Source organism: Paramaledivibacter caminithermalis DSM 15212, assembly GCF_900142245.1.
GTDB classification, from domain to species: domain Bacteria; phylum Bacillota; class Clostridia; order Peptostreptococcales; family Caminicellaceae; genus Paramaledivibacter; species Paramaledivibacter caminithermalis.
Map to the genome: position 1 here is coordinate 65056 of NZ_FRAG01000007.1, position 25118 is coordinate 90173.

General features: G+C 31.7%; 19 protein-coding genes. 3 read left to right on the forward strand and 16 right to left on the reverse strand.

The window, feature by feature from the left end; all coding sequences use genetic code 11:
* Nucleotides 1-14: 14 nt before the first annotated feature.
* From BUB36_RS04340 to BUB36_RS04420, 16 genes are all read right to left on the reverse strand, one after another.
* Entirely contained in the window at nt 15-797 is a 783-nt protein-coding gene (locus BUB36_RS04340) for a creatininase family protein (protein ID WP_073147400.1), read from the reverse strand.
* A gap of 118 nt (nt 798-915) precedes the next feature.
* Nucleotides 916-1932 (reverse strand): ABC transporter ATP-binding protein, encoded by a 1017-nt coding sequence (locus BUB36_RS04345; RefSeq protein ID WP_073147402.1) that lies wholly within the window; start codon nt 1930-1932, stop codon nt 916-918.
* Nucleotides 1932-2966: an ABC transporter ATP-binding protein gene (locus BUB36_RS04350; protein ID WP_073147473.1), complete on the reverse strand. Its 1035-nt coding sequence runs from the start codon at nt 2964-2966 to the stop codon at nt 1932-1934. The genes BUB36_RS04345 and BUB36_RS04350 overlap by 1 nt, the downstream gene beginning before the upstream one ends.
* A 5-nt stretch (nt 2967-2971) precedes the next feature.
* Nucleotides 2972-3844: an ABC transporter permease gene (locus tag BUB36_RS04355; RefSeq protein ID WP_073147404.1), complete on the reverse strand. Its 873-nt coding sequence runs from the start codon at nt 3842-3844 to the stop codon at nt 2972-2974.
* 34 nt (nt 3845-3878) lie between these two features.
* Entirely contained in the window at nt 3879-4856 is a 978-nt protein-coding gene (locus tag BUB36_RS04360) for an ABC transporter permease (protein WP_073147406.1), read from the reverse strand.
* A 142-nt stretch (nt 4857-4998) separates the two neighbouring features.
* Nucleotides 4999-6711, reverse strand: a complete 1713-nt coding sequence (locus BUB36_RS04365) for an ABC transporter substrate-binding protein (RefSeq protein ID WP_073147408.1) — start codon at nt 6709-6711, stop codon at nt 4999-5001.
* Complete coding sequence (locus BUB36_RS04370) at nt 6701-7474, reverse strand: gamma-glutamyl-gamma-aminobutyrate hydrolase family protein (protein WP_073147410.1); 774 nt, start codon at nt 7472-7474, stop codon at nt 6701-6703. Before BUB36_RS04370 ends, BUB36_RS04365 begins: the two co-directional genes overlap by 11 nt.
* Before the next feature lie 129 nt (nt 7475-7603).
* Nucleotides 7604-9676: a sigma-54 interaction domain-containing protein gene (locus BUB36_RS04375; protein WP_084111688.1), complete on the reverse strand. Its 2073-nt coding sequence runs from the start codon at nt 9674-9676 to the stop codon at nt 7604-7606.
* Between the two features lie 129 nt (nt 9677-9805).
* A complete protein-coding gene (locus tag BUB36_RS04380) occupies nt 9806-11743 on the reverse strand; it encodes a TRAP transporter permease (RefSeq protein ID WP_073147412.1) in 1938 nt (645 codons plus the stop codon).
* A gap of 135 nt (nt 11744-11878) precedes the next feature.
* On the reverse strand, nt 11879-12871 hold the full coding sequence (locus tag BUB36_RS04385) for a TAXI family TRAP transporter solute-binding subunit (RefSeq protein ID WP_073147414.1): 993 nt from the start codon (nt 12869-12871) through the stop codon (nt 11879-11881).
* Between the two features lie 223 nt (nt 12872-13094).
* Complete coding sequence (locus BUB36_RS04390) at nt 13095-14438, reverse strand: sigma-54-dependent transcriptional regulator (protein WP_073147416.1); 1344 nt, start codon at nt 14436-14438, stop codon at nt 13095-13097.
* Nucleotides 14423-16381: a transporter substrate-binding domain-containing protein gene (locus tag BUB36_RS04395; protein WP_073147418.1), complete on the reverse strand. Its 1959-nt coding sequence runs from the start codon at nt 16379-16381 to the stop codon at nt 14423-14425. Before BUB36_RS04395 ends, BUB36_RS04390 begins: the two co-directional genes overlap by 16 nt.
* A 96-nt stretch (nt 16382-16477) precedes the next feature.
* Nucleotides 16478-17539 (reverse strand): 4Fe-4S dicluster domain-containing protein, encoded by a 1062-nt coding sequence (locus BUB36_RS04400; protein ID WP_073147420.1) that lies wholly within the window; start codon nt 17537-17539, stop codon nt 16478-16480.
* Nucleotides 17540-17853: 314 nt separating this feature from the next.
* On the reverse strand, nt 17854-19008 hold the full coding sequence (locus tag BUB36_RS19055) for an anti-sigma factor domain-containing protein (RefSeq protein WP_084111692.1): 1155 nt from the start codon (nt 19006-19008) through the stop codon (nt 17854-17856).
* The gene (gene sigI / locus BUB36_RS04415) at nt 18977-19741 is read right to left on the reverse strand and encodes an RNA polymerase sigma-I factor (RefSeq protein ID WP_165613026.1); all 765 of its coding nucleotides are present in this window, start codon (nt 19739-19741) and stop codon (nt 18977-18979) included. The genes BUB36_RS19055 and sigI overlap by 32 nt, the downstream gene beginning before the upstream one ends.
* A 132-nt stretch (nt 19742-19873) precedes the next feature.
* Nucleotides 19874-21298, reverse strand: a complete 1425-nt coding sequence (locus BUB36_RS04420) for an S-layer homology domain-containing protein (RefSeq protein ID WP_073147422.1) — start codon at nt 21296-21298, stop codon at nt 19874-19876.
* 134 nt (nt 21299-21432) lie between these two features.
* Between BUB36_RS04420 and BUB36_RS04425 the strand changes: the two genes are divergently transcribed.
* The 3 genes from BUB36_RS04425 to BUB36_RS04435 are packed head-to-tail and all read left to right on the forward strand — an operon-like array spanning nt 21433 to nt 25093.
* Complete coding sequence (locus BUB36_RS04425; RefSeq protein WP_073147424.1) at nt 21433-22530, forward strand: GerAB/ArcD/ProY family transporter; 1098 nt, start codon at nt 21433-21435, stop codon at nt 22528-22530.
* Entirely contained in the window at nt 22511-23650 is a 1140-nt protein-coding gene (locus tag BUB36_RS04430) for a Ger(x)C family spore germination protein (RefSeq protein WP_073147426.1), read from the forward strand. Before BUB36_RS04425 ends, BUB36_RS04430 begins: the two co-directional genes overlap by 20 nt.
* A 12-nt stretch (nt 23651-23662) precedes the next feature.
* Nucleotides 23663-25093 (forward strand): spore germination protein, encoded by a 1431-nt coding sequence (locus BUB36_RS04435; RefSeq protein ID WP_073147428.1) that lies wholly within the window; start codon nt 23663-23665, stop codon nt 25091-25093.
* The last annotated feature ends 25 nt before the right edge of the window (nt 25094-25118 follow it).

Here is a 25118-nt window from a genome sequence, read left to right on the forward strand (position 1 = left end):
TCCATTAATGGATACTATACATAATATCCATCATCAATTATTGAAGCTTCTTCATTAAAAAAATACTCACAAACAAAAGCTTCTAGTCTCTTTAATATAAGCTCAGTCATTTCCTTGCCTAATTCATAAGATGCTAGTGTAGCATCACCTAATGCTCCATTTTCTGTTACCTTATCAAAATCCCATCTTACCCCAGTAAAGAATTTTCTTTTTCCATATAGAGAATCTGTCAATTTGCTTTTTTCCAGAGAGTTTTCCTTTACAAGCCATGGAGCAATGTACATGCTCTGTGATACCTCCCCTTCACAGGCATGCCCTCTGATTTTAGATAAACCCTTTGTTTCTAATAAATCCTTAGCTATATCTGTTCCACTACCTATCCACGCTGCATCTATGCCAAGTTCTTCCTTTAGCTTCACAATAGCAACTCCCAAAGCTGGTCTATTGCCTCCATGGGCATTCAATAATAATATTTTTTTAATTCCATGCTCCTTTAAGCTCCAACCTATATCCATTATAATTGATATAAAGGTGTCTGGCTTTAATGTCATTGTTCCAGGAAATTTCATATGATGATAGGAAATACCGTAGTTTAATGGTGGGCAAACTATTACTCTAGGATATAGCTTTTCTGCTAGCAGTTTCCCCATCTCATATGCCCTATCACTATCTGTTGCAAAGGTTAAGTTTGGTCCATGCTGTTCGTGTGAACCTGCTGGAATAATTGCAACTTCAATATCCTCCTTGTATTTCTCAAATTCAGTCCAAGATAACTCCGATAGCACTAATCTATTCATTAAAAATGCCTCCCCGATTATGATTTTTATATATAGAAATCGCAATAAATCTTTTACATTTTGCTCCCTTGAATATCCTAGAGACATTGTCTATTCAAGAAATCAAAATGTAGCTTTACTAGTGCGTTCTATATAAATGACATTCAACAAAGTGACCCTTTTCAACCTCTACAAGCTCTGGGGCTACCTTTGTACATATCTCCATACATTTTATACATCGTGGAAAAAATCTACACCCTTTAGGTAAATCTATAGGGTTTGGTGTCTCCCCTTTTATCTTCTTCAAGCTTATCTTATAGTCAGGATCAGGACTCGGTACAGCTTCAAGTAAAGCCTCTGTATATGGATGATATCTCCTTTTAATAATATTTTCGGTTTTCCCTATTTCAACTATTTTTCCTAAATACATAACTCCAGTTCGCTGACATAGGTATCTGATAAGAGAGATATCATGAGATATATACATACTTGCTAGCTCTCTTTCACGAATTAAATTCTTGAGTAGATTTAAAATGCCAGCCCTTATTGATACATCCAACATAGACACTGGTTCATCGGCTACTAAAAAGGTTGGGTGTAAAATCAAAGCTCTAGCAATAGCTACTCTTTGCCTTTGCCCTCCACTCATTTGATGGGGAAATCTATCCATAAAATTTTTTGCTGGTTTTAAACCTACATCATTTAATGTTTTTTCAATAATCTCAAGTCTTTCTTTATATGAAGCCCCTATCTTATGGATAATAAGAGGCTCAAGGAGAGTATCTTTTATTTTGAATCTTGGATTTAATGATTCATATGGATCTTGAAATACCATCTGCGTCTTTTTTCTAAATTTTTTTAACTTTTTTCCCTTTAAGCTTGCAATATTTACTCCATTACATATAACTTCTCCTGTCGTAGGCTTGTAAAGTCCTAACATAACCTTAGCAGTAGTAGTTTTTCCACATCCGCTCTCTCCAACAATGCCTAAAGTTTCTCCCTTATCTATATGAAAACTTATTCCATCTACTGCCTTTACCTTTTTTTCTTTCTGATTTAATCCTCCTCGCTTTCCTTTAACCTCAAAGTATTTGCTCAAATTCTTTACAATAACAACCTTTGAAGCTTTAGATTGGGTTAAACTATCAGAGTACATCAAACCATTACCCTCCTTTTACGTATCTTCATCCATGTCTCTTCTTTTCCTGCCTCAGCCCTTAGATCTTCTGCCTCATAAAATCTATGACAAGCAACATACCCTCCTTTTGTACCTTGAAGCATAGGTTCTTCATGGAAGCATTTTTCCAAAGCAAAAGGACATCTTTCATTAAATCTACATCCCTTAGGCGGTTTAAGAAGATTTGGAGGTGTACCTGGTATAGATATTAAATTTCTCTTTTCTCCTGTAATACTTGGGAAAGCATTTTTTAAACCCATTGAATATGGATGATTAGGCTCTTTTAATACCTCAATAGCATTTCCAAACTCCATAACCCTTCCACCATACATTACTACTATTCTGTGACATGTCTGTGCAATAACTGAAATATCATGGGTAACCATAATCATAGAACCATCATAGCCAGCTAAAAGAGTATTTATCCTTTCAAGTATTTGAGCTTGAACTACAACATCTAATGCTGTTGTTGGCTCATCTGCAATTATTATTTCAGGATTTAATGCAAGTGCCATAGCAATAATCGCCCTCTGTTTCATTCCACCGCTAAATTGATGGGGAAAGTCATTTAATCTTCCCTTTTCAAGCCCAACCAGATTAAATAGCTCCATAGCTCGACTATAAGCCTCTTTCTTTGAAACTGCTTTATGAGTTAAAATAGCTTCAACGATTTGATCTCCAACCTTATATACTGGATCTAAGGCATTCATAGCACTTTGAGTAATCATAGAAATTTCATTCCAACGTATTCTACGAAGCTGCTCGTTGTCCATTTTTGTTATCTCTCTGTCTTTAAAATAGATTTCTCCATTTGCTATATATCCATTTGAAGGAAGTAATTTCAAAATAGCCTTTATCAGTGTTGTCTTTCCACAGCCAGATTCACCTACTAATCCCAATACCTCCCCTTTTCTTAAGTAAAATGAAACATCTTTCACAGCCTTTACTATCCCATCTGAAATTTTGTAACATACATCTAAATTTTCTATGTTTAATAATAAATCATTATACATATCCATTATCTCTCCCTCAGTTTTGGATTAGCAACTTCTTCAAAGGCTTTACTCATTAAAAATCCTGATAATACTAATAATGTTATAGCTATTCCTGGCGGTAACATCCACCACCAAGCTTTGAACATCGCTTGAGATGAATAACAGGAATAAAGAATTTTTCCCCAGCTTGATAATGTTGGATCTCCAAACCCTAAAAAGCTTAAGCTTGCCTCTGTCATAATTGCTGAAGCCATTGATAGAGCCACGTAAACAAGGGATAGTGGTAATACGTTTGGTGCAATATGCTTATAAAGTATTCTAAAGTCACTAGCACCAGTCAATCTAGCTGCCTCTATAAAAGTCCTATTTTTTAAAGTAAGCACCTGTGACCTTATAACTCTTGACGAATTTCTCCATGTGATTAATACAATTGCTAAAATAATATTTTTAATTCCTGGTCCAAGTACAGCTACTAAAATAAGTGCAAAGGGCAGAAAGGGTATGCCGTAGATTATATCTACAAGCCTCATAATTACATTATCAACTTTTCCTCCATAGTAGCCAGCAATTAATCCTATATTGGTGCCTATAAATACAACACAAATAGCTGATAATATTCCTACTACCATAGCAATTCTAGATCCCATAATCATTTGACTAAATACGTCTCTCCCCATCCACGTAGTACCCAATAAATGCGAGCTTGAAGGTGGCTGTAGCCTTTTTATTGCTCCATTGTCATCAAAATTCATTGCCATAGGATCATATGGTGCTATAAAGGAAGCAAAAATTGCAATTATTAAAAATACAGTAAATATTATTAACCCTATAAAGCCTGCTTTGTTTCTGGTTAAAATTTTAAATAAATTATTTAAGCTCTGCTTAGCATCTTCCATTTGCCAAAGCCCCCTCTTGTATAATAGTAAATTGCTAATTTATAACGACTCTCGGATCTAAATAAGCATATAATACATCAGCTATTAAATTAAAAAGGGCCGTCATTGTACCTATTAAAAAAAACGCCGTTTGTGCTAATGGATAATCCCGTGCTGAAACTGCAAGTACAATCTCTCTTCCCATTCCAGGCCACCTAAATACTGTTTCAATTAATACAGATCCTCCTATAGCAAAACCTGCTTGCACTGCGAAAACAGTAATTACTGGTAAAAGGGCATTTCTCATAGCATGCTTATATAATATCTTCTTCTCTTTGACACCTTTAGCCCTTACAAGTTCTATGAAATCTTCCTTAACTACTTCAAGCATCGATGATCTCATAACTAATAAAGGTGTAGCAGCAGAATATAGACTTGCAGTTAAAGCAGGTAGTATTAAATGCTTTAAAAAATCCGCAGAAAAGAATTTATCATATAAGCTTACAAAATTGGTACCTGGTGTATTCATACCACCTAATGGCAAAAGCTTCAGCTTAAAAGCAAATATTGATAGAAAGAGCATACCAGTCCAAAAGACTGGAGCACATCTCACAGCAAGCACTAAAATAGTACCAACTGTATCAATTTTAGTACCCCTTTTCCAAGCAAGTAATGCTCCTCCAAAAACTCCTATGCATAGAGATATTGCCAGTGAAGTTATCATTAAAACTAAAGTATTCCAAAATCTTTCACCGATAACTGTAATGGCAGGTTTTCCATATTGAAACGAATTTCCAAAATCTCCTCTAAGCATACTTTTAATATAAATAATGTATTGCTCAAGCAATGGCTTATCTAAACCATACTGCTTCAATAAAAGCTCTTGAGATTCCTTATCTAGTCCCGAATCTATATACATACTTACAGGATCACCTGGTACTACTCTAAATAAGAAAAACAATATTGTTACTAAAATAAATAGTGTTAAAATCATTTGCAGTATTCTTTTTAAAATATATTTCATTGACCTCATAAGATAGTCACATCCCTCTTATCGTGTATAATACATAAGGATATTCATTTTAGGAATACAAATATCAAGAATACTTGCAACCTAAAATGATTTAGATTTTTTTATTATGTTTATAGTTATGGAAGCTAAAAAATTAATATGTTTAATTATCTGAATAATATCCCTTCACCTTATAATCCTTTGGAAAATATATCTTTCCTTCTTTATCCCATCTAAAACCTGCTTCCTTGAGTATTTCTCTTGCCTTTTCAATGTCATTCCCAAGTTTTTCAACATTCTCGTTATGCCAAAATTTATTTACTGCTGCAACTGTGGAATATGCTGGAACCGCTCTGCCTCCAAATACTAATTCAATAATCTGATCTTTAGGTATAGCATATGTTAAAGCTCTTCTTACATTTACATCATTAAACGGAGCCTTTCTCATGTTATAATGAAGCATATAATATCCTTGATCATCTATTTCATCAAAGGCTAGGAAGCTACTATCTTTAAGCTCCTCAATCTGAAGAGGTAATAAATTAAGACCTGCAACATCAATTTCTCCAGACTTCAATCCCTGTACTACTCCATAAGTTTGTGCATAGGGAATTCTTAATATCCCTTTAACCTTTGGCGCATTGAAATGCTCATCAAAACTACTTAGCTTGAATTCTTCATTAGGTCGCCAATATTCATACTTGTATGGACCACTTCCTATAGCTGGTAGGTTTTCCCAAGATAAGATTCCTTCTGCTCCTCTTTCCTTATATTCCTTCTCCCAAATATGCTTAGGAAGTATTCCTACTAATGCTAATCCATTAGAGATAAATGGTGCAAAAGGTTCTTTCAACACAAATCTAATGGTTTTGTCATCCACCTTTTCAACCTTGTCTAATTTTTTGAGTTTAGATAGATAATATGGCGATTTTACTTCTCGTGCAAAATCGAAGGTGAATTTTACATCATCTACGGTTACGGCTTTTCCATCGTGAAATTTCATTCCATCTCTCAATACCACTTCTATTATCTTATCATCTACTGTTCTATAACTCTGAGCTGCCCATGGAATTGGCTTACCGTCTCTGTCAATTCTTATAAGTGGATCGTATATTAATCTAAGCATATATATATCCTGACCAGTCTTTGTAGTTAGAGGATTTAGTAATTTTAAATCACTAACAGTACCAAATCTAATAATCTTCCTATCTACCTTTGGAGTAATATTCACCCAGTTCCAAAAGCTATATAAACCTTCACCCATAGCCATTATTGCATTTTCAAAATTCTCTTTGTTATAAGCCATTGTTAGCTTTCTATGAACTAGTGGAGGCTGAGGCACATCTTGAGCCAATATTTCCTGCATTTTATAAGCCTTTTGCTTTCGAACTTCCCAATCCATATTACTAGCAAATTCTTCGGCAAGTTTATCATATTCTGGATTTTCATAGCCCGCAATATTGTAACCACCTTCAACTGCCTCACTAGAATGATGCAACGAATACAACCAATGGAAAGGATCAATCCTTTCTGCTTTACCGCCCCATTGAATCATAAAAGCATCGTGCTTATGTGCCTTCATCCCTTCCGATGACATAGTTGCCCATTCTAGAGCAGTTGTATTTACCTTAAATCCTAATTTTTTCCATGAATTTGCTATCATAAGTCCAGCTTCATATCTTACTGGATCATAGGTTTGACTTGTAATCCATAAATTAATTTCTGGAACCTTTGTTTTTTCTGTAAAAGCTTCTTCCTTTACTTCTTTTTGATTTTCTTCCTTAACAGTATTCTTTGTAGAAGAACATGCTGCCAAATTAAAAATCAAAAGAAAAATTAATAAGAATGAAAAACATTTTTTAAACCTAGTTACCATCTAAATCCCCCCTATTTGAATTTACCTTATCTATAAATAACCGAAATATATTTAATTGCTCCTCATACATTTCAGTCATCATCTCTGGATGCCATTGTACGCCAAATAAATCCTTATGTTCTTTATGTTCAAAGGCTTCAATTATGTTGTCTTCCGACCAACCTGTGGGTATAAGTCCTCTGCCAAGCTTTTCAATAGCTTGATGATGATAGCTGTTAACCCATATTTTTTTCTTTTTAAAGGCTTTGAATAGCTGGCTACCTTCATCTAATTTCACTTTATGACATGGATTATACTTAGGCAGCTTTCTTCCCGAATGAGATATATTTGATAAGTTAGCCGCAGTAATATTTTGATACAGAGTCCCTGCAAAAAAAACATTGATTAGTTGAAATCCCCTACATATACCTAAAATTGGTTTCTTATTTTTAAGCACTTCATCTAAAAGTTTATATTCAAACTCATCTCTTTCTGGAACAATTTTCCTAACTCCATCTATAACATGATTAGTATAGCTCAAAGGATTAATATCTGGGCCTCCTGTAAAAATAAAACCATCTAACCTATTAGCTATTTCCTTTATATTCTCTACTTCTTTATTACTAACGGGTAAAGCTAAAGGAATTCCACCTACCTTTTCTACAGCTCTTAAATAATCCATAGTAGCCATTAACATATCCTGATCTATCTGTCCCCTTTGTCTATTTTCTCCTATTTCAAATGCTCTTACATAATAAGTAGTAATTCCTATTAAAGGTTTCAAATTAATCTCCTCCATTCTATCCCAACTATTAACAAAGCAAATTTTATGCCAATATTTTAAGAAGTCAAATACTAAAAACTGGACTGTTTGCAAAAAAATAATAGGTTAAATAGTAAACATTTTCACCATTTAACCCATTTTAAGAAAATTAATTGCTTGTATTCCAAATTCAGTTATCTCTGTACCAGCTCTACCCTTATGTATATTTACCATAGAATAATTTTCAAGATTTATTAATATCCCTCTAACCTCTTGTTCTGTAATAAATACCCCATCTTCATTTATTATTTTAGATATTCCTTTTCTTCCTATTCTTTCCTTTTTTCTGTATTTGTTCTCTAATATCTCCAATACCCTCATATATTTCGGAAATTGGTTTCCAATCCTTCGCTTGAATTTTTCCATTAATTCCTTATCATATTCATTCAATGCATTATAATAGATATCTTTTTGTGAAAGAAAAGGCATGTCATCTACATCAACTATGTCCTGCCCTAAATTGGCAAAATACTCTAAATAATTTCTAAGTTCTCTTACGTTTCCCTCCCATCTATGAGTTAAAAGCTTTTCTTTAGCAGCTGCTGTCAATTCAAACTTGGCTCCCAATTCTCTTTTTAGTTCTGTAATAATTAAAGGTATGTCCTCTATTCTTTCTCTTAGAAGAGGAATTCTTAAAGGCAATACATTTATTCTAAAATATAAATCCTTTCTAAATTGACCTTTTCTAACTAATTCCTCTAAATCTCTATTGGTAGCAGCTATTATTCTAACATCTACATTTATTACGCTATCTCCGCCTATTCTCATTACTTCCCTTTCTTGCAACACTCTTAATAATCTAGCTTGAAGCTTAATAGGCATTTCCCCAATCTCATCAAGAAACAGCGTACCCATATGAGCTAACTCAAAAAGCCCAGGTTTACCTCCCCTTCTAGCTCCAGTAAAAGCTCCTTCTTCATATCCAAACAGCTCACTTTCTAAAAGATTTTCAGGTAAAGCAGCACAATTAACCGCAACAAACTGATAATTTTTTCTGTTTGAATTATTATGTATTGCTTGAGCAAATAATTCCTTTCCCGTACCACTTTCACCTAGTATTAAAACAGAAGATTCAGACCCTGCCATTCTTTTTGCAATATCCTTACATTTATTTATCTTAATGCTATTTCCTATTATATCTTTGAAGTAATATTTAGCTCTATGTCCTTTCCCAATAAGCTGAGCCCTTAATTTATGCTGTTTCTTTTCTACATCACTAAATCTTTTCACTATAGCAAAAGCACCATATAACTCATTATTATCAATAATTGGAACAACTGTAACAACAATATCACAATTATTAATTCTAACTAACTTATCCTCTACGGATTCTAAAGTTTCAAGTACAAATTCGAATGGGATTTCTGGAAATACCTCTGAGGCATATTTTCCTACTACATCTCCTACTTTATACTTCAATATCTTTCTTGCACTTAAACTGTAGGAATAAATTATACCCCTTGGATTAATTCCTATAACACCTTCATTTAATGTCTTAAATAAACTGTCTAGCTGGCTTTCTAATTTTATATTTTTACCTATTATTTTTTGTGTTCCAAAGCTAATAGGAATTATTTCATTAAAATATTTTTTTATTGTATAGCCCTTCAGCAAAGAGTCTAGATTAAGCCTCACAGAAATATCCATAATAGAACTAATATCCAATACCCGTTCACCAATGTCTATTATTTCACGTGCTGAATCTGGTACATATTTTATCTCTCCTGGAGTAATAGCAATATCTATATTTGGAATATCACCCATATCAGGATATACAGGAATTAATTCGATATGTTTTGCCCCTAACTGATAGATTAAAGAAATTGTTTCAACTGCCATTCTAGGACCTACGTTTACAAGCATAGCCTTTGTTCCCTTTGGCAAACTCAGGATTTTATCAAAGCCTTTTTTTGAAATAGTTCTATTGGCCTTAATTATTTCACACCGACTTTTAACATGTCTTTTTACTGCTTCGAAAATTGAATATGTAGATATCAGTACTAAATCTGCTATAATACCCTTTTCTATGCTTCGATCTTCAAAGCAGTAAGCCTGTACTTCTATTCCTTCTTGAAATAAACGCCTTATTTGTTCTTTATAAAAATCTGCGGTATTTTTATTAATAGCAGCTACTGCCAATTTCTTAATACTTAAATCCTTCATATAGAATATTCACCTCATTTCTTCTATATGTAATACATTCTATTGTTACTATATTATTCCTTTAATATTAAAACAAAAAATCGCTATGGAAAAAATTATCTCCACAGCGATTCCTTTATTTTAGAAGTACTAGAAAATGCTTGTGTTTTTACTACTAGTTTCTATGTTATTTTGAACCTTTTTCTTATTTCTTAAAAATACTGCTAACCCAATCCCTAAGCCAATAACATCAGTTATCAGTCCTGGGTAAACCAAAATAATAGCACCAATAAAAAGTATAAAGCTTTCAATTTTAGTAAGCTTACATTTTAGATACTCTTCATTTGCAGCTCCAAGCAAACATATACCTATTAGTCCCGTTGCTATGGTCATTATCATGCTTAAAGGCCTTATATCTCCTTGCATTAAAAGTATAGGAGAATATACAAACATAAAGGGTATGATTATTCCTGCCGATGCCAGCTTAAATCCAGTAAAAGCAACGTCTGTAGGATTTGCTCCTGAAAGTCCCGCAGCAGTATATGAAGTCAATGCAACAGGTGGTATTACAGCGGATAATGTTCCAAAATAAAATGCAAAAAAATGAGCTGCTAAAGGATTTATACCCATATTTATAAGTGCAGGAGCTGCTATACTAGCTGTAATTATATAACACGCTGTAGCCGGAAGCCCCATACCTAAAAATATAGATGCTACCATAACTAATATTAAGGCTAACCAAGTTTGACCCATGGATAACTTTAAAATATTATGGGCTAAAACCTGACCTAAACCTGTCATTGATACTACCCCAACTATAAATCCAACAACTGCACATGCTATTGCTACTGGAACTGCATTTTTAGCACCATCTTCTAAGGCTTCAAGTATATCCTTAAAGGACATCCTTGTTGATTTTTTTAAAAAGCTGACAACTATTACTGATATTAGGCCATAAAAAGCAGAATATAAAGGAGTTAATCCCTTTACAAGCAGTACCAATATAATTAAAATTGGTATCATTAAATGTCCCTGTTTCTTTATAACTATCTTTAAATCTGGTAGCTTATCCTTACTAAGCCCTTTCAAATTCATCTTTTGTGCTTCTAGATCTACCATTACAAATATGGCAAAATAATAAAATAAAGCTGGTATAATCCCTGCTACCATTACCTTTAGATAAGGAACACCTAAAAATGATGCCATCATAAAGGATGCTGCACCCATTATTGGAGGCATCAATATCCCTCCCGTTGATGCTGCTGCTTCCACCGCTGCTGCAAATCTAGGTACATATCCAACCTCTTTCATTAAAGGTATAGTAAAGGCCCCAGTAGTTGCAACATTTGCCTGAGAGCTTCCGCTTATGGTCCCCATTAATCCACTTGCCATTACTGCAACCTTAGCTGGACCTCCTCTAAATTTACCTGCAAAGGCCAAGGAAAAATCATTGAAGAATTTTGCAGTACCTGATTTATTCAAAAATGACCCAAAAAGAATAAACATAAATACGTATGAAGCTGAAACCATCAATGTTACCCCATAAATACCATTATCAGTAAGATACATTCTTGTCAGTATCCTTTTCCATGTAAAGCCTTGATGTGCTAAAATCCCTGGGAAAAGATATCCAAACTTCGCATAAAAAATAAAGCCTATTGATAAAGCAGGTAAAATCCATCCCACTGCCCTTCTAGACGCTTCTAATATTAATAATACAGTTATTATGGCAAAGCAATAATCTATAGTATTGGGAGTAAGTGACCTATCTATTAAGCTATCATAGGTAAAATAAATATATAGTCCTGTCATTGTTCCTAAAAGGCTAAATATCCAATCAAAAATACTTGGTTTGTCCTTGGAAGACTTATTTGTTGCAGGATACATTAAAAACGTAAGAGCTAACATTAAACCTAAATGTATGGCATTTTTCTTAATTACTATCATTAAGCTAAAGCTGTTCATCCAAATATGAATTACTGATGTAACTATAGAAAATATCATTACGAAAAATGCTGTTTTACCAAACAGTCTTCGGGTGCTAATTTCTTCTTCACAGCAATTCTTTTCTATCACGCCTTCTTTCATTTATTTGCCTCCTTATATTTATTAAGCTCTAACATCTATGATCCTCCTGTCTATTCAAATGATGGTCTGACATAAATGCTAGAGCTTTTAAATTGTAATTTTAAATTATAGATAAATTAATCTATTTATCAATCTTTATGGTAATAAATATTCTGGAATCTCAATCCCTTTTTCTTTATAATATTTAACTGCACCTGGATGCAATGGTACAGGAGGAAGTCCTTTAATCGCTTGATCAAGCCCCATAAATTCCAAAGCCTTGTGGGAACCCACTATAGATTCATAGTTTTCATATATTGTCTTAGTTAATTCATATACTAGCTCTTCACTGAGATTAGCATGACAAATAAGTGTTGATTTTACACCTACAGTTTTTACATCCTTATCTATACCTGTATAAAGTCCCTTTGGTACTGTAAACTGTCCATAATAAGGTGCTACTGAATGAAGTTTTTCATAATCACTATCACTGAATTCAAGTATCTTTACCTTTGTCTTACTTGCAGTTATTTCTGACACTGCTGAAGTAGGTAGTCCACCCTCTGCATTCATCCCATCAACCTGTCCGTTTTGTATAGCACTTGAAGCTTCACTATACCCTAAATACTCAGCATTCAAATCTTCAAACTTAAGTCCTCCAATAGTTTCTAGTATAAGCTTAGTACTATATTCTGTACCAGAACCTGCTGAACCTACACTAAAGGTTTTACCCTTTATATCTCCTATAGAATTGATACCTGATTTCTCTGTTACTACAAATTGTGTAACATCGGGCCATAGAGCCGTAATAAATCTTACGTCTTCAAATTTATTGTCCTTAAATCTTTCTTCTCCATTATAGGCGAATAAAGTAAGGTTAGCCATTGCAATACCTAATTGAGCTTCTCCATCCTTAAGCATATTTAAGTTTTCAACTGAGCCACCAGATGATTGTACTGAAGCTTGTACCTTTTCACCTAATTTTTCATTCCATAATGTAGTAAATATTGTCCCTACAGGATAATATGTTCCTCCTGTACCACCTGTTACAATTGTTACAAATTGTTTTTTGCTGCCAGCTTCTTGACAACCAGTAAATATTGCTAAGGTCATACAAATCATTAGAATAATGGCAATCCTTTTCTTCATCAAAATTCCCCTCCTATTTTTCTATTCATTATTTTATAGTGCAAATACTATGCCAAACAGTTTAGTCTATTTCTAAAGTTGTGAAAATATTGAATTTTAACAGTTTTTCATGCATTAATCTCAAATTTTTTATTTAAAATACTTTACTAAAACGTGCAAATTTTGCATACTCTGAATTTTTTGCAGAAAAAGACCGTTAATTTAATTCACTTAACTTAACGGTTTATATTCCATATTTCTTTATTTTATTCCATAGAGTTCTTTCACTTATCCCCAAGATTTTTGCTGTTTTTCTTTTATTCCCAATCTTCTCAAGTGCTTTTCTTATTACTTTTTCTTCTATTGTGTCAAATGTTTCATATACGCTTACAATAAGCTTATCATCTGAGATTTTTACATTATCGTTATTTATTATTTGATAAGGCAAATCATAGATATCTATCATTTCGTTTTCAGTTAGAATGACTGCTCTTTCTAATATATTTTCTAGTTCTCTGATATTTCCTTTATAATTATAGGTCTTAAGAAGCTGTAATGCTTCAGGAGAGACAGCTTTAATATTTTTATTTAAAGTACTATTATATTTTTTTATAAAATGCTCTACCAATAAAGGTATATCCTCAATTCGTTCTCTAAGACTGGGCATTTTTACATTTATTACATTTAGTCTATAATAAAGGTCCTCTCTAAAATTACCTTTATCTATTTCTTCTAATAGATTTTTATTAGTAGCTGCAATAATTCTAACGTCAACCTTTATCCCTTCTTCGCTCCCTATGGGATATACAATTTTATCCTGAATTACTCTTAAAAGCTTTACCTGTATATCAAAATCCATTTCACCTATTTCATCTAAAAACAAGGTTCCACCATCGGCAAGCACAAACTTACCCTTCTTTGTTTTTATAGCTCCTGTAAAGGCTCCCTTTTCATATCCAAACATCTCACTTTCAATAAGATTTTTAGGTATAGCTCCACAGTTTACAGCTTCAAATCTTCCTTTTTTTCTTTTCCCATTATAATGAATCTCCCTGGCTACCAGCTCTTTACCTGTTCCACTCTCTCCTGTGATCAATACATTTACATCTATATTCTTAACCTTGTTGATTAAGTTAAAAACATCCTTCATGGATTTAGATTTCCCTATAATTTTGTCAGATTTTATTGTAGATAGCTCATCCTGCATATCCTGCAGTCTACAACTTAAGTCTTTATGCTCTAGTGCTTTGTCAATTATTATCTTTAGGTTGTCTAAGCTTAGGGGCTTTAAAACATAATCCCAGGCTCCCAGTTTCATAGCCTTAATGGATGAGTCTATACTACTATATGCAGTCATTATTATGATCTGACATTCTGGTATTTTATTTTTAATATATTTAAGGACTTCTAAACCATTAATTTCCCCAAATTTTAAATCTAGTAGAATAACATCAAAATAATACATAGAAGTATATTTTTCTACAGTTGAAAAATTATTTGCGACCAATGTTTTATATTTATCTTCAAATGCAAATTGTAAAGATCTGCAAATAGCTTCTTCATCATCAATTATTAAGAGTCTATACATAATATTTCTCCTTTTTTTAATAGACCTAAGGTTATTATAAACTTTGTCCCTATACCTAATTTGGATTCTACTGAAATTTCTCCGTTATTCTTTTTAACCATCTGCTGAGTTATTGCCAGCCCCAGCCCCACTCCCTCTTTTTTTGTAGTATAATATGGTTCAAATACCTTTTTCAATGTTTTTTCATCGATACCTTTTCCATTATCTTCAACTATAAGCTTTATATATTGCCCATCTACTGCTGAATATACTTTTATCTTTGGGACACTATTTACTTTTACAGCATCTATAGCATTTAAAAGTAAATTCATTAGTATATGCCTAAGTTGATCTCTAGATACTAAAACCTTTGCATCTTTGTGGATATCACAAACCATTTCTATATCATGCTTCTTTATTTCTCTACTTAAAAATCTTAATGTATCTTTAACAACCTCTATGATATTTAATTCTTCTTTTTTTCCCCTTCTGTGCCTTGAATAATTTAAAAGATCATTTATAAATTTGTCTAATCTATCAATTTCCCTCGGTACATCTTCCAGCAAATTTTCTCTAAATCTTTCACTGCCAATCTTTTCAGGCATAAGCTCTACATATGCCTTTATGGCAGTTAATGGATTTTTTATTTCATGGGCCACAGTGGCAGCCAATCTCCCTAGGGTTTTAAGCTTGTCGGTTGCCATAAGCCTTTCTCTTAACATTTTTTCCTCAGTTATATCCTTTATGCTGATTACTGCTCCAAAATTATCGTTATCTATGGAAATTGGACTTAAATTATATTGATATGTGCTGATATCATCAATACTGCTTACTACCTCCTTATTTTTTATTTCAATACCCCTTTGTGTCACTTCATTTATATCATTATTATCTATTATCTTCCCCAAAACAGTGTCATTAAGATAAGTAAAATCCTTTTTATTGTCTATTAGCCTTTTAGCTTTATCATTCATAAGTAATACTTTTTTATCTCTATCAACAACTAAAATATAACTAAATATGGAGTTTAGTATCTTCTCCTTTAATATGTTTTCTCTTTTTAACTCAATAGTTCTTTCCTCTACCCTCTCCTTTAATTGTCTATTCCATTTTATTGTAAATATAGTTATAAGAACTACTAATAAAAATGCCACACCTAATGCTACTAATATATTCTTCAATATTTTGCTATTGTCATAAAAATATTCACCAAACCACTTCTTATATATTTTATCGTAGGTACCATTACTTATTATCTTTTTTATACCGTCATTAAATATATCAATTATTTCGTTATTGCCATCCAAAACAGCGACACAGTAATTTTCTACAAGTAGATCTTCCCCTACTGTCTTTACATATTCTTCAAATCCCTTTTTTTGTATATAATAGGCTCCTGTAAGCTTATTACCAACATAGGCATCTATTTCTTTATTTATTAGCTTGATAAGTGCCTCTTCTTGATTATTAACTTCAATAAGATTTTCAATATCTCTATTGGCTAATAGATATTTGCTTATATCATTTTTCTGAATAGCAACTCTTTTATCTTTTAAATCATTTATCTCATGTATATATTTATTATCATTTCTAACAAATATTGAATTTGGAGTTTGAATATAAGGCATAGAGAAATCATAGTTTATATCTCTGGTTTTTGAATATTTCATACCCTGTATAGCATCTATTTCTCCATTGTTTAATGCATCTATTGCTTTATACCATGGCATAGGTATTATTTCTATCTCAATGCCTTCTTCTATTGAGATAGCCCTCATTATATCAATATTAAATCCTTTATAAATTCCTTTTCCATCAACATATTCAAAGGGAGGGAGAGAATCATCTCCAGCAATTGTAATGGTTATATATACTTTTTCATTATCATCAAGGGACCTAGCATGAATATTATTAGGTACTAACATTAAAAATATCAGTATAAACAAAATATATAATTTCTTCATATTGTCCTCCATAAACTAAGTTGTTGTTAGTACAGGTTTATTACATGAAGGAAAAGAAAATATTAAAACCTACTCTATAGAAAATTGTATAATAGTTTATTTTAATAAATCTAAAGGTTCTCTAATATATGGTCTTATCCCATATCTTTCCTCATATTCTTTCAAAATCTTGTCCATAGTATATTTAGAATCCTTCATCTTATTTATCAAATCCATAGCTACCCCTTGACTAAAGGGACATGTCGATAAGCATATGCCACAGTCGGTTCCTATTCTTCTCCACATTCCATAACATTTTTCTTGATTGATTTTCCATCTCCTAACGCCATCTATATCTTCCATATCTTCAGAGGGTATAGCTTTACCTGGGCAAGTTTTAGAGCATTTATTACATACTTTACAAAACTCTTTGATTCCAAAATCCTGTCTTTCATCTGGAATTAAAGGCATATCCGTAGTAACTACTCCAAGTCTCACTCTTTGTCCATATTCCTTAGTAATCAGTAAACCGTTCCTTCCTATCTCTCCTAGTCCAGCATCTTGAGCTACGAGAGGTGCAACAACTAAATAGTTACCATCCATATGATTTCTTGCTTCATATCCCAATTCCCTGATATAGTAGCTAATCCACATACCTATTATTGCTGCATCGATATAGCCCTTTGTAACAGCTATAACTTCTTCGCATTGTGGGGCTCTATTTATCATATCCTTATCCATTTCCACAGCAAAAACTATTCCATACCTATGGAATTGATTAATTTCTTCTCCATAGGTTTCACAATTTCGTCCTCTATGACTATAGTAAAAATAATCTTTCATTCTTGCTATTCCTGTTAGTTTTGCTCCAAAATATATTGAAAGCTTTTTTATTTTCCTTGTTATTTCGTCGGCCTCTACCTTTACCTTATTATCATTAACCTCTCCCTCTACATATTTTTTTATATCTGATAAAAACCTAAATCCTGCATCTGCAATTGGAGAGTGAAGGGGATGAAAGGTTGCTGTTCCTTCTCCACATATATTGGGTAAAGCCTTAAGCTCATCATCTATCTCTTTTTTATTCGGATTTCTTTTATAGTAATCTTCATATTCCCTAGACCCTTGATGGTAACTCATCCTTGCAAACATAGTATCTCTTTCATCTATCCTCTTCATATCAATCATCCTTTATAAGATTTCTTTAATTTATTATATCATTATTAGCAAACGAGTAACAAATATTCAAAACCCATAGATTCTTATGGATAATCAGCATTGTAGTTCAATATAAATTTCAATAATTTTTTATTTGGAACATATCCCTTAATACTTCATATACTCTTAGTATAAAGAACCTATTTTTTCTTTGTCTGCTGAAATAGAATCCAGTAGCTCCCTACAATGAAGACCCTTGTTGTTATAGCTACTTCCGATTCTATTTATATAAAAGTCAGGTAATCAATATCCATATTGATTACCTGACTTCTTAATTATTTTCCTTTATCTTCTTTTTTGTTCTTATTTTTTTCTTTATCTTGTTTATTATTTTGGGGCTTTGATTTTTTATCATTATTTTTTTTATGATTATTATCTTCATCATCTTTTTCAATATAGTTTTGAGGTTTATTTCTGTTATGATTTTCATTATTATTTATAATAATCTTATCCTTCTTATCTTTTATGTCTTTTTTATTGTTGTATTTTATATTATTAATTTTATTACTTTTATTAACTTTGCTGTTTTTATTAGGTTTTTCTTTCATATCATTTTCTTTTAGTATCTTTTTAACTTTTTCATTATTCTTATTCAAGCTTTTCTTTTCTCTATGCTTTTGGTCAGATTTGCCATTATTATTTTTTATAGAATCTTTTTCTTTATTGATTTCTTCTTCATGTATATTTTTTTTCCTCTTGATTAGTTCATTTTTTTCTTTAGCTATATCACTAACCTTTACATCATGAATCTTAATATTTGCCTTATTATCTGAAATAATCTTATAAGCTTTATATTTACCCACAGATACTTTATTTTCTTTTGCTTTTTCTAAATCTTCCTCATCGGCCTCAATATATATAATCTCTATTTCATTAAGCTCCTTATCTTCTGATATCTTTTTGAATATCTTATCTTCAATTAAGGCCGAATGTTGTGGATTATCATCCATTACTACATCGGAAATAAGCACCGCATTATTTTGACCGTTTAAATAATCCTTGTCTAAAGCTGCTTTAATACTTGCTATAACTACATCTTCAATCTTCATACCAATCATATCATCATTTATAAGTTCTTTTCCATCCTTATTCATATAATTTACTCTCTTCACAATATATTTTTTGTCTATCTCAAATTCTAAACTTGGATTTATATCTAAACTGACTACAGCATATGCTTGAAAATTCCCCATAAAATCGATTCCTAAATTTCCTATAATAGTGATTATTGCTAGAATAATAATAGCTGCAAGCCCAATTAAAGGCTTAGATAGTTTATTGCTTCCCTTTACAATATCCTCATCTATGAACATTATTTTTTTCCCAATATCAATATTTCCTTTTTTCTTTAGCTTTATATAATTAGTATCATCTGTAAGAACTATTATATAGTTCTTTTTAACTTCTATTACTAAGCCCTGATATACCACGTTTTTGCCTCCCTTCTACTTCGGAGATATAATCTATCAATAGGTCTAATTCACTATCTATTATTAAAGCCGTTGCTATAATAAATTTTCTATTTCCCTTTAAAACCTTTTTACTTACTCCTATAGTATCAATAATCTTTTTAGCAGGCAGCATTTTTTTCCTATATAATTCTTTCTTAATATCTTCATTTTCCACAATACTCTTTGCTATGTATATTGAATTTAATCTAGTATCCATATGTTTTGGTGATTCTTCTACTAGCTCCTCCAAAGTAATATTAAAGGTCTTCAGTGTATCCTTTAATCTCAATATCTGTTCCTTTATATCGTATATTTGGGCAAAATTACTGCTTTTTGATTTATCTTCAATGCCAATTTCCATCAGATTCAAATTGTCTATAGATATAATATTATTAGATTTCCTTGTTTTTCTATGAAAATCTATTATTCTGTTTCTAATAACTGTTTCTGCATATCTTATAAAGCTGCCCTTAGAAAATTCATATTTATCTAAAGCCTCATTGAAGGCTTCAAGTCCAATACTGAATTCATCGTCATTTTCTATCTCAATATATCTATTTGTTACTTTCGTAATACTCTTAACTATAAAAGGGGTATATTCCTTGATAAAATTTTCCCTTTCTCCATTGTCTCCATCCTTAATCTTTCTCAGTCTATCTTCTATAGCTATAGATACTTTCTTTCTTTTAAATAGTTCCAAAAATGGACCCAAACTCTCACCACCTTTTACAACATAGATATACGTAATATATAAAGATTTTAAGGTCTTCAAATATATTATAATTGATTTGTTCCACGTAAAAAAAGCACTGGATTTTTCCAGTGCCCCCTAAATTATCATATATTAGTTTACTAAAACTATCTTATATACCCTTATCTCACTTACTTTGCCATCATCTAAAATAAGCAATACATTATCATCCTTTTCTAAGTCCCACAGTTCTGCTTCTTCATCATTTACATATACTTCAAGGGAAGCTTTAAAATCATATATTCTTACTTTATCTTCCTCTTTAATTGATATTTGATTTTCATCTTCATAAATATCAATTAATTTACCAGTTATACCTATGGCATCATAATTTCTGTCTACTTCAATTCTTTCAACTTCATCATCTTCATTTATCTTTAACTCGACCTCGTCTCCAACCATTAAATCTTCTAACTTTCCTTCTTCATCTTTAAATTCTACCTTTATATCTGAGTCTACTTCAAATGAAATAATTTCTTTAGATGAAAGGATAGATATTTCTTCATCATCTACTTCAATCAAAAGTCCTTCATATATATCATAATCTAATTCTCTATCAACTTTTATATATTCTGCCTCATCATCTTCATTTATTCTTACTTTAACTTCATCCCCTTTCTCTATGTCATCTATATTTCCTTCTAAATCATCTTCAAATACCACTTCTGTTTCATCATTTATCTCAAATCGTTTATCTTTGCTTCCTATGCTTATTTCAATCCATTCATAATCATCATCTATGTCTTCTACTTCTCCTCTATATATTTCAAACTCATCTTGATCAACGTCCTCATCAATCTTATCATCTAGCCTAGCTATCATTACAGCCATTTCTGCTCTAGTTACTGTATTTAATGGTCTGAATGTTTCATCTTCATATCCTGTTATAATTCCTTCTTTATCTGCAATATATATATACCCTACTGAACCTTGTGGTATAAATGCTGCATCCCTAAAATCAAGGTCTGAATCCATATGATCCTGTGCTTCATCTTCATAACCTAATACCCTTATGATATACTTTGCCACCTCATGACGTTTAGCTGGTTCATTTAATCTAAAGTATAGAATATCAGCTTCATCCAATATTCCTTTTTCTTCTGCCAGTGCAACATAGCCATATGCCCATTCTTGCAGACGATCTTTTAGCTTAAGTTTCTTCTTTCCTTTTTGGATTTTTTCCTTATAATCTACCGCAATATCTTCTTCTCCCATGACTCTCAAAGCCATGACTACTGCTTCTAATTTAGTTACTGCATTTCTTGGAGCAAATAATCCATCTCCAATACCCTTTACAACTCCCTTTTCCACCATTTTTTCTATGGCATCCTCCGCCCAATCACAATCATCAATATCCCTAAACCTTTTAGCATTTCCTGATGGAAAAAAAACTTTTTTAGCTAATCCAGGGGGTAATTTTTTCCCCCCATCTTTTTTCCAAGGATCTGCAAATGCTACTGAAAATCCTGATGTTGCAACTAATGTTAATACTAATGTTAACGATAATATCCTTTTCATTTTAATCCTCCTTATCTATTTCTGGTATAGATTACGAATATATTTTAAATTTTAGGGTCTTCTTTTTAAAATTTTTTATGTATTATTTAGCATTAAATGAAGATACTAGATTTATAGGTGGTGAATAGTAATACATGAATAATAGTCTTACTGATAGGCAAATTGCCTTTATTCTCTTTGGAATAATAGTTGGCTATGGTATTATGCCCATGGCAAAAAATGTAGCAGAAAATGGAGGTACTGGAGGATGGTTTGCTTTATTAATTGCAACCCTTATAACTGCTATATTTACATACATAATTACATATCTCGGATATGTTCATAAAAATAAAACAATATATGAATATAGTCAGTTATTGTTAGGAAAATTTTTTACAAATATATTTATGATTATATATATCATATATTTCTTTATGTTCTTCACTATGATAATAAGAATGGCTAGTGAAGTTATCAGGCTTACTATACTATTGAAAACACCAGTATGTGCCATGTGCTTATTATTTCTTGTAGCTGTATATTATGCTGTATCAAAGGGTATTAGAGTTATTGCAAGAATTTGCGAAATATACGGTTTGATAATAATTATATTTCTCTTGACTATCCAGCTAGCAATATTCACTCAAGGAGATATTATTAACTTAAAGCCTTTTTTTGTGTTAGAAGATATAAAATCATATATAAAGGCAACTTCCACAATAATATTTCCATTTATAGGTATAGAAATACTTGCTGTAATCCCCTTGGACAAGAAAGAAAATAGCAAAAAAATATTTGGATATAATATCTTGATGGTAGTATTTATAGGTATTTTATATATACTTGTGGCTGAATCTTGTATTTCTGTTATGGGAGTTGATGGAATCATATATTATAAAGATTCTTTACTTGCTACAATAAGAAGAATCGAGATTCCCCATCTTCAGTTTTTAAGAAGGTTAGACGGTATTTTTCTTCCAATATGGATTATGACTCTATTTTGCACCTTTATTTTAAGTGCATATGGATCGGTTTTCCTTACTAGTAAACTATTTAAAAATACTTCTCATAAAAAGATTACATTTGTTGTTGTTATTACCTCTTTTATAATAGCCCAGATTCCAAATACCATTAATCAAATAGAAAAACTCATGGATTATATATCATATTTAGGCATAATAGTCTCAGGTATAATACCTGTAATACTATTTGTAGCAACGAAGGTGAAAAGATATGATACAAAGAACAAGTAAATTATTGATATCATTACTTATATCAGCTTTATTGTTAACAGGCTGTTGGGACTATACAGATATTAATATGATGTGTATTACTGTATCTATAGGTGTAGATTCTATTGATGGTAATATAGAGTTTTCTGGTGAGATAGCTAAAATAATATCTCCTACCGATGTTCCAAAGGAACAAAATCAAGCTTCTGGTGTATATAATTTACTATCTTATGGCAAAACCTTTGAAGAAGCTAGGATAAATTATAATACCATAAATCCTTTTCCAGTTTTTTTAGGGGCAACACGTGTTGTTGTTTTTGGTGAAAACTATGCAAAACAAGGGATAGAAGCATATCTGCATAGAATAGATTCTCTATATGATTACAGAAAGACCCTATTAACTGCTGTAAGTCGTGAAAGACCTAAGGAATTATTTGAAAAAAAGGTAGAAAAGGAACTTTCTGTAGGATTTTTGATAGAAGATATATTAACACATTTAGAAGAAAATGGTCAAGCCTTATATCCAAAAGTTGGTGAATTGCTTTCTGATATTTCCTTTGGTAAAATAGGCTATCTTCTGCCATATATAGGTATAGAAAATAACTCCATCAAATACTTGGGAATGGTTGTAATGAAGGATTCCAAGATGGTAGATATTCTTAAAGTCAAAGATACATCTGGATTATTGTATCTACTATCTAAAAATCCTTCTTTAGTAGAAACAATCCCTAGCACCAACCATGAAGGTAATTTTCTTTCTTTTAGAACAAAGATTAAAAAAAGAAAGGTAAAAACTGATTATATAGATGAAAAGGTTATTATTAATATAGATTTAAATTTAACATCGGAGCTGCAGTATCAACATTATATGGACTTATTAAGTGACCAAGACATTAAAAAATACGAGGCTATAATATCAAAAAGGGTAAGAAACAGTGTTATTTCCATTATTGAAAAATCGCAAAAAGATTTTAAATGTGATATATTTAGATTTGCTAAAATCTTTAAGGGTCAGCATCCTAAAATTTATGAACAAATAGATTGGAAAGAAGCATTTCCAAATGCTGAAATAAACGTGGATGTTAAAACTAAAATCGTAAATACAACTTTATCTGATACCACTGCAAAAAAGAAATATTAAAGGGTGTATATAATGAATAAAACTAATATATTCATAAATAAAATAGATGAGTTAAAAGAAAATGGTTTAGATATATCTATAAGAAAATTATCCTTTAATAACATTGAAATATATATTCTATATATCCAACAACTTACTGATAGAGACAAGCTGTCCACCGACATAATCAAGCCCATATTGTTAAACAAAGACTGTAACAATATTTCAGTAGATAAATTGGCAAGTTCTGTTGTTTATATAGATAATATTCTTATTGATGATTCTGAAAATAAGATTATTGAATATATTTTAGAGGGTAAATCCATTATAGTACTTTCGAATGATAATAAATATATAGTAGCAGATACTCTAAAGATAGAAAAAAGAAAGACAATGCCCCCACAGGTTGAAAGTACCTTAAGGGGTGCAAAAGACTCCTTCAATGAAAATCTAGACAACAACTTATCATTAATCCGCTATAGAATAAAGGATCCCAATCTGAGAATCGATAAATTTATTATAGGTAAACGCTCGAAAACCAATGTAGCTGTTGTATATATAAAGGATATTGTCAACCCAAAAATCATTAATGACGTAAAAAAAAGGCTCAGCTCTATAGCCATCGATGGTGTATTTGAGTCAGGATATATTCAAAAATTTATTTTAAATAATGCCTTTGACCTGTTTCCACAGTGCGGTATTGTAGAAAGATCAGATACAGCTTGTACAAATATAATAGATGGTAAGATTTGTATCATGGTAGAAGGAATCAGCTTAGTATTAACTGTACCTAAAACCTTCATAGAGTTTTTAGACGCCAGTGACGATCATTATGATAGTATATATATATCGGTTTTTTCTAAAACCTTAAGAATATTATCTATTTTAATATCAATAACACTTTCTTCTTTATATGTTGCTGTAGTTGCATTCCATCCAGATATTTTGCCTCCTAAATATATTTTAGCAATGGCAACTGGCAGGGCAACAGTTCCCTTTAATGCACTTTTAGAAGCTTTGATAATGGAATTCGTAGCAGAGGTTTTAAGGGAAGCCAGCATTAGACTTCCCCAACAAATTGGTCCTGCCATCAGTATTGTGGGAGCAATTGTTATTGGTCAAGCAGCAGCTGCAGCTGGGCTCGTAAGTTCTCTTATGGTTATAATAGTATCATTGTCTATTATGACTTCCTTTGCAGCAGGAGATTATTTTATGATTAATCCAATTAGAGTGCTAAAGTACATTATGATATTGCTATCTGGAGTCTTTGGAATATTGGGTTTTACCATAGGGTTTATTCTTATAACAATTAATTTATGCTCTATTGAAAGCTTTGGGGTATCCTATGTTGCCCCGCTATCACCCTTTAATTTTAGGGATATAATAAATTTCTTTATAAGTGATATAACTTTATCCAAAAAAAGGCCTAAGTTTTTGCATACCCGTGATAAGACAAGACAGTAAGAATCAAGCGTCTCATGACGCTTGA